At 63.2% G+C, this 6,655-nt stretch carries 8 protein-coding genes; 5 read left to right on the top strand and 3 right to left on the bottom strand.

Going from position 1 to position 6,655, the window contains the following annotated elements:
• The 3 genes from H928_RS0115115 to H928_RS0115105 form a co-directional block, all read left to right on the top strand.
• Positions 1 to 643, top strand: a 643-nt coding sequence (locus H928_RS0115115) for an acyl-CoA dehydrogenase family protein (protein ID WP_027010980.1), incomplete at its 5' end; no start/stop codon positions are given.
• A gap of 82 nt (positions 644 to 725) precedes the next feature.
• Positions 726 to 1,820, top strand: a complete 1,095-nt coding sequence (locus H928_RS0115110) for an enoyl-CoA hydratase/isomerase family protein (protein WP_021027266.1) — start codon at positions 726 to 728, stop codon at positions 1,818 to 1,820.
• Between the two features lie 131 nt (positions 1,821 to 1,951).
• Complete coding sequence (locus H928_RS0115105; RefSeq protein WP_043340348.1) at positions 1,952 to 3,916, top strand: oleate hydratase; 1,965 nt, start codon at positions 1,952 to 1,954, stop codon at positions 3,914 to 3,916.
• A gap of 90 nt (positions 3,917 to 4,006) precedes the next feature.
• Here H928_RS0115105 and H928_RS0115100 read toward each other — a convergent pair whose 3' ends face one another.
• The 3 genes from H928_RS0115100 to smpB all read right to left on the bottom strand — a co-directional run bounded on the left by H928_RS0115100 (position 4,007) and on the right by smpB (position 5,722).
• Entirely contained in the window at positions 4,007 to 4,408 is a 402-nt protein-coding gene (locus tag H928_RS0115100; protein WP_027010979.1) for an ATP-binding protein, read from the bottom strand.
• 122 nt (positions 4,409 to 4,530) lie between these two features.
• Complete coding sequence (locus tag H928_RS28035) at positions 4,531 to 5,145, bottom strand: Pr6Pr family membrane protein (RefSeq protein ID WP_021027263.1); 615 nt, start codon at positions 5,143 to 5,145, stop codon at positions 4,531 to 4,533.
• 103 nt (positions 5,146 to 5,248) lie between these two features.
• The gene (smpB, locus tag H928_RS0115090) at positions 5,249 to 5,722 is read right to left on the bottom strand and encodes an SsrA-binding protein SmpB (RefSeq protein ID WP_021027262.1); all 474 of its coding nucleotides are present in this window, start codon (positions 5,720 to 5,722) and stop codon (positions 5,249 to 5,251) included.
• 137 nt (positions 5,723 to 5,859) lie between these two features.
• Between smpB and H928_RS0115085 the strand changes: the two genes are divergently transcribed.
• Together H928_RS0115085 and H928_RS0115080 are read left to right on the top strand one after the other, a co-directional pair.
• On the top strand, positions 5,860 to 6,300 hold the full coding sequence (locus H928_RS0115085; protein ID WP_021027261.1) for a type II toxin-antitoxin system RatA family toxin: 441 nt from the start codon (positions 5,860 to 5,862) through the stop codon (positions 6,298 to 6,300).
• On the top strand, positions 6,293 to 6,649 hold the full coding sequence (locus tag H928_RS0115080; protein WP_021027260.1) for an RnfH family protein: 357 nt from the start codon (positions 6,293 to 6,295) through the stop codon (positions 6,647 to 6,649). The genes H928_RS0115085 and H928_RS0115080 overlap by 8 nt, the downstream gene beginning before the upstream one ends.
• Positions 6,650 to 6,655: the final 6 nt, after the last annotated feature.

The following is a 6,655-nucleotide window of genomic DNA, read 5'->3' as shown; positions in this document are numbered from 1 at the left end:
CGTGGCGCCATGGGTGCTGGGCCAGCGAGGCGCTGATCTGTGGCTGCTGCCGGTGGCCGCCGCGCAGGCCAGTGCCAGCATTTTTGTGCTCGATGCGGATCTGCACTGGCCTGAAGCGGCGCTGGCCTCGGCCCAGCGGCTGCCGGCCGCAGCGTCGTTGCTGGTGGCCCAGGCCGGGCTGGTGTCGGCCTTGCTCGCGGGCAGCCTGCTGACGGTGTTTGAGAGCACCTTGAACTTTGCCAACGAGCGCCAGCAGTTTGGCCGCCCGATTGGCAAGTTCCAGGCGATCCAGCATGAGCTGGCGGTGATGGCCGAGCATGTGAGCGCGGCACGCATGGCCGCGCAGATCGCCTGCGAGGCCGATGGCGTGGCCGCAGACCCGCTCAAGGTGGCCGTGGGCAAGGCGCGCACCAGCGAGGCTGCGGTGGAGGTGGCATCGCTCGCGCATTCGATCCACGGCGCGATCGGCTTTACCACCGAGTTTGACCTGCAGCTCTACACCCGCCGCCTGCACCTGTGGCGCCAGACCGCTGGCAGCGAAAGCTATTGGCAGCTACAGGCTGGCCAAGCATTGTTGGCGGCCGATGGCATAGCGCTCGATGTGATCCGCCAGATCACCGACAGCCGCACGCCCGTAGCCTGATTTGGCACCTGATTGACCGCAGCCCGCGCCGTTTTTCGGCTATGGTGGCGGTTGTTTTCAGAAGAACAAGGAGCCAAATCTTATGTCGGTCTACACCGAAGATGTGCAAAGCGAAGTGCGTGGCCAGCTGGGCTTGATCACGCTCAACCGGCCCAAGGCGCTCAATGCCCTGTCGCTGGCGATGGTGCGCGAGCTGCGCGATGTGCTGCTGCGCTGGCAGCAGGACGACAAGGTGCTGGCCGTCGCGATCCGGGGCAGCAACAAGGAGGGCGCCTTTGGCGCTTTCTGCGCTGGCGGCGATATCCGCTTCTTGCATGCGGCGGGCATGGCGGGCAATCCCGAACTGGAGGATTTCTTCAGCGAGGAATATGCGCTCAACCACCTGATCCACCATTTTGGCAAGCCCTATATCGCCTTCATGGATGGCATCGTGATGGGCGGCGGCATGGGCATCAGCCAGGGAGCAAGCCTGCGCATCGTCACCGAGCGCACCAAGATGGCCATGCCCGAGACCGCCATCGGCCTGTTCCCCGATGTGGGCGGCGGCTACTTCCTCTCGCGCTGCCCCGGCCATGTGGGCGAGTACCTGGGCCTGACGGGCCAGATGATCGGCGCGGCCGATGCATTGGCCTACCAGCTGGCCGATGGCTACCTGGACAGCGCGCAGCAGCAGGCGCTGTGGGACGGCCTGGCAACTGGCAACTTTACCAACGGCGATGCCGTGCAAGCCTTTGCCAAAGCCGCTTTGGCGTCCGCACCAGAACGTGCTAACAACCCCGATGCCGAGATCGCGCAGTACTTTGGCCTGGCTGATGTGCCGGCCATCATCGCTGCGCTGGAGGCCGGCAGCAGCGACTTTGCCCGCACAACCGCCGAGACCCTGCGCAAGCGCTCGCCGCTGATGCTGTTTGTCGTGCTCGAGCAGATCCGCCGCGCACGCGGCATGGGCCTGGCCGAAGACCTGCGCATGGAGCGCGACCTGGTGCGCCACTGCTTCTATTTGCGCCCAGACCGCAAAAGCGAAACGCTCGAAGGCATCCGCGCGCTGGCGGTCGATAAGGACCACCATCCCCGCTGGAGCCCCGCCCGAATTGAAGCGGTGGACCTGCAGGAAGTGGCGCAGATGTTTGCCAGCCCTTGGCCGGTAGAGGCGCACCCGCTGCTGACGCTGAACTAAGCCATCACAGCCTCCGAGCCAGACAAGGGCCTGCGTGAATACGTAGGCCCTTGCCGCCTGTCAAAGGGCCTGGCGAATCGGTGTGCTATACCTTGGCATGTGATCCTCAGGTATCCATGAAAGGCAAGACCATGACGCATGCAGACTCCCAGGCCTCCTCGATCCGCGTGGAGGCCAATATCGGCGAAGGCTTTTGGCGCAAGGGCCCGCAAGACAGCCTGCCACCACCGGACATGATGGGCGCCTATATGCGCAACCGGCCGGTGCTGGGCGCGCCGGTCGCGGGGCGCAAGGCCTGGATCATCGGCAGCGGCATTGCCGGCCTGGCAGCCGCCTTTTACATGATCCGCGACGGCGGCATGGCGGGCGAAGACATCACCATCTTGGATACGCTGGATGTGGCCGGCGGCTCGCTCGATGGCGCGGGCAATGCCGAGCAAGGCTATATCGTGCGCGGCGGCCGCGAGATGAACTGGAACTACGACAACTTCTGGGACCTGTTCCAGGATGTGCCGGCGCTCGAGCTGCCCGAGGGCTACAGCGTGCTCGACGAATACCGCTTCGTCAACGACAACGACCCCAACTGGTCCAAGGCCCGGCTGATGCACCAGCAGGGCAAGATCCGCGATTTCTCGACGCTGGGTCTGACCAAGGCGCACCAGTGGGAAATCGTCAAGCTGCTGCTCAAGCGCAAGGAGGAGCTCGACGACATCAGCATCGAGTCCTATTTCAGCGCCAGTTTTCTGGAGACCAATTTCTGGTACCTGTGGCGCTCGATGTTCGCGTTCGAGAACTGGCAAAGCCTGCTGGAGATGAAGCTCTACATGCACCGCTTCCTGGACGCCATCGATGGCCTGACCGACATGTCGGCGCTGGTGTTTCCCAAGTACAACCAGTACGACAGCTTTGTCGTGCCGCTAACGCGCATGCTCAAGGACAAGGGCGTGAAGGTGCAGTTCAACACCCGTGCCTATGACCTTGACATGCGCGAGGAAGCAGGCAGCCGCACGGTGACCGCGATCCGCTGCAAATCAGCAGGCCAGGAGGTTCAGATTGACGTCGGCCCCCATGATGTGGTGTTTGCGCTGACTGGCTCGATGACCGAGGGCACCGCCTATGGCGACCTGGACACTGCACCGGTATTGGCGCGCGGCAATGAGGAGCCGGGCGAGGACAGCGACTGGACCTTGTGGAAGCGCCTGGCGGCCAAGTCGCCGGTGTTTGGCCGGCCCGAGAAGTTCTATGGTGATGTGAAGGGCTCGATGTGGGAGTCGGCCACCTTGACCTGCAAAGCCTCGCCGCTGATCGACAAGCTCAAGGAGCTGTCGGTCAACGATCCGTACTCGGGCAAGACGGTGACCGGCGGCATCATCACCTTCACCGATTCGAACTGGGTGATGAGCTTTACCTGCAACCGCCAGCCGCACTTCCCCGACCAGCCCAGCGATGTGCTGGTGCTCTGGGTGTATGCGCTGCTGATGGACAAAAAGGGCAACCATGTGGCCAAGACCATGCCCGAATGCACGGGCCGCGAGATTCTGGCCGAGCTGTGCTACCACCTGGGCATTGCCGACCAGATCGATGCCGTGGCGGCCAATACCAAGGTGCGCCTGGCCTTGATGCCTTACATCACCGCGCAGTTCATGCCCCGCGCTGCTGGCGACCGGCCCCATGTGGTGCCCGAGGGCTGCACCAACCTGGCCTTGGTCGGCCAGTTTGTCGAGACCAGCAATGACATCATCTTCACGATGGAAAGCTCGGTGCGCACCGCGCGCATCGGTGTCTACACCTTGCTGGGCCTGCCCAAGCAGGTGCCTGACATCAGTCCCACGCAGTACGACATCCGCAACATCATCAAGGGTGCGCGGGCGCTGAATGGCAACCAGCCCTTTGTCGGCGAGCGTTTGCTGCACCGGGTGCTGGGCAAGACCTATTTCGCTCACATCCTGCCGCCGCTGCCCGAGAACGAGGAGACCTTGCGCGAGCGCGCAGAATCGGAGCTGGCGCAACTGCTGGGCAAGGGCGGCCAGGCCTTGAGCAAGGTCTCCGCCTGGCTGGAGCGCTACAGCAGCAATCTGCGCGACAAGTCCAAATAAGCAGCGCGCGGGACAGATCGCCCCAATGCAAAGAGGTGGCCGCAAGGCCACCTCTTGTTGTTTGCGCTAAAAGCTACTGGCGCTGGCCAATCAGGGCTTGGCCAGCTTCCATACACCGCCGCCCATGCCATCGCCACGCTTGTCGCCCGCCTGGCTGTCTTTGGCAAAGTAGTACAGCGGCCAGCCCTTGTAGGCCCATTGCTGGGTGTTGTCGGTGCGGGTGATGATGCTGAAGTCACCAATCGGCTTGGCACCGGCGGCCACGCCCAGCGGCGGCCAGTTGGTGGCGCACTGCTGGTAGCAGGTGGATGCACCGCTGCCGGCAGTGTCCTTGGTGAAGGTGTAGAGCGTGCGGCCATCGGGGCCGACGAGCACGCCATCTGCGGATCGCACTGGCGTGCTCGTGTCCGCCGCTTTGTGGTGCATGGAGCCACAGGCGGTCAAAAGAACGGCGGACAGCGGAATGGCCAGTACAGCAAGCTTGGAGAACATAGACGGCACCCAGGTTGGTTGATGGTGTCCTCAATATAGGTGGGGGCGCTGGCCTGCCATGTCGGACAGATGCCCATCCTGGCCGCGCGCCGCGCCCAGCCGCCGGTCCGCTGTGTCGGGCCTTATCGCATGCGCTTGCTGGCAGCCAGGCTTTGGGCGGCAGCCAGCAGCACACTCCCCAGCACGACAAAACCCAGCGCAATTGCTGCCGCATAGACCGCTACACCGCCAAAGCCACCGACATGGGCCGGGTTCAGAAAAGGGTAGGGGTACCAGCCCGTCATTTGGCCGCGCAGCAAGGTGTAGAGGAGGTAGAGCGCCGGCAGGACCAGCGCCTTGCCCAGGGCCTTGCGTGCCAGCGGCGTGGCCGGCGGGGCGAGCAGCCAGTCGAGCACCACGGCGACTGGCATCAGGTAGTGCAGTACCGCGTTGATCCAGGCCTGCATCAGGCCCACATCCAGATTGCGCAGCAGCAAGGCAAACACCAGGCCGACAATGGCCATATTGAGCGCGGAGAAAAAACGCAACAGGCTGAGCCAGGGGCGCTCGCCATGCGCCGGTGTGCATGCACTGATCACCAGCACCAGCGCGGCCAACAGGTTGGACAGCACCGTGAAATAGCTGAAGAAGTTGGCAAAATGCAGGCCGTGCGCGGCATGCAGGGACAGCTGTTGGCCGATGGCCGCAAGGACCAGGGTGGCCAGGCCAAAGCGCGCAAGCCGCAGCAGTGTGTGCATGGCGGGGTCTCCCGTCAGAATGGAGCCGCTATCTTAGAGCCAGGGCATGACTTTTCTCAGGCGCTGACGCCCAGGTGCAACCACCGTTGAAGCATCTGGTCTATCAGCGGTTATGCACCTTCATCGCGCGCTCGACCTCGCGCTTGCCTTCGCGGTCCTTGATCACATCGCGCTTGTCGTGCTCGGCCTTGCCCTTGGCCAGCGCGATATCGCATTTGGCCAGGCCGTTTTTCCAGTGCAGGTTGATGGGGACGAGGGTGTAGCCCTTTTGCTCGACCTTGCCGATCAGGCGCTTGATCTCGTCCTTCTTCATCAAGAGCTTCTTGATGCGCGCGGCATCGGGGCTGACATGGGTGGAGGCGGTCTTGAGCGGGTTGATCTGGCAGCCCATCAGAAAGAGCTCGCCATTCTTGACCAGCACATAGCCATCGGTGAGCTGGGCCTTGCCCTCGCGCAGCGCCTTGACTTCCCAGCCGTGCAGCACCATGCCCGCTTCGAAGCGTTCCTCAAAGAAATAGTTGAATGCAGCCTTCTTGTTATCGGCTATGCGGCTGTTGGTGTTGTTCGTCTTCGACATAATTGCAATATTAGGGGCAAAACGGCTTTCCCAAGTCCATAGGGCTGCTGGGGGCTGCGCTTTTTGTTCTGGTCTATGATTTTATGAATGTTTCGGGCCGCAGCCGGTTTGCTGCTGCGGCCCTCTCTCCTGTCTGCATGAAAACTGTCAACAAGTCCGTCCTGATCTGGTACAGCCCCCAGGAGATGTTCGATCTCGTGGCCGATGTGCCGCGCTATCCCGATTTTCTGCCCTGGTGTGACCATGCGCGCGTGCTCGAGCAGCACGCCGATGGCGTGACCGCCGAGGTCGGCATTGCGCTGGCGGGCATCAAAAAATCCTTTGTCACCCGCAACATCTATGAACCGGGCAAGCGGCTGCAGATGGCCCTGGTCAAGGGGCCGTTCTCGCAGCTGCAAGGCGACTGGCGCTTTGAGCCGGTGGGCGATGGCAGCCAGCGCGCCTGCAAGGTGTCGCTGAGCCTGAGCTATGGCTTTGACAGCATGGCGCTCGCCGCCGTGGTCGGACCCATTTTTGACAAGATCGCCGCCACGATGATGGATGCTTTCATCCAGCGGGCCGAGAAGATCTATGGCTGATACCGCAGTTGGCGCCGCGCTGATGCAGATCGAGGTGGTCTGGGCCCAGAACGGCCAGCCCCAGACGGTGCAACTGCAGCTGGCCGCCGGTGCCAGCCTGGCCCAGGCCCTGGCAGCGGCTGGTGAGCAAAGCGGCCAGGTATTTGCCGATGCGCAGGATGCCGGCATCTGGGGCCGGGTGCGGCCCCGCAGCCAGATGCTGGCCGATGGGGATCGGGTGGAGCTGTACGAAGCCCTCAAGGTCGACCCCAAGAAAGCGCGCCGTGAGCGCTTTGCCAAGCAGGGCGCCCGCGGCACCGGCCTGTTTGCCCGGCGCAGGCCGCAGTCCAAGTCCGGCTACGGCGCCTAACTGCAA

Origin of the sequence: Comamonas sp. B-9, assembly GCF_000410635.1 — a bacterium.
GTDB lineage: Bacteria > Pseudomonadota > Gammaproteobacteria > Burkholderiales > Burkholderiaceae_C > Comamonas.
The sequence above is the reverse complement of the archived record's forward strand: the minus strand, read 5'-3'. Positions and strand labels throughout refer to the sequence as shown.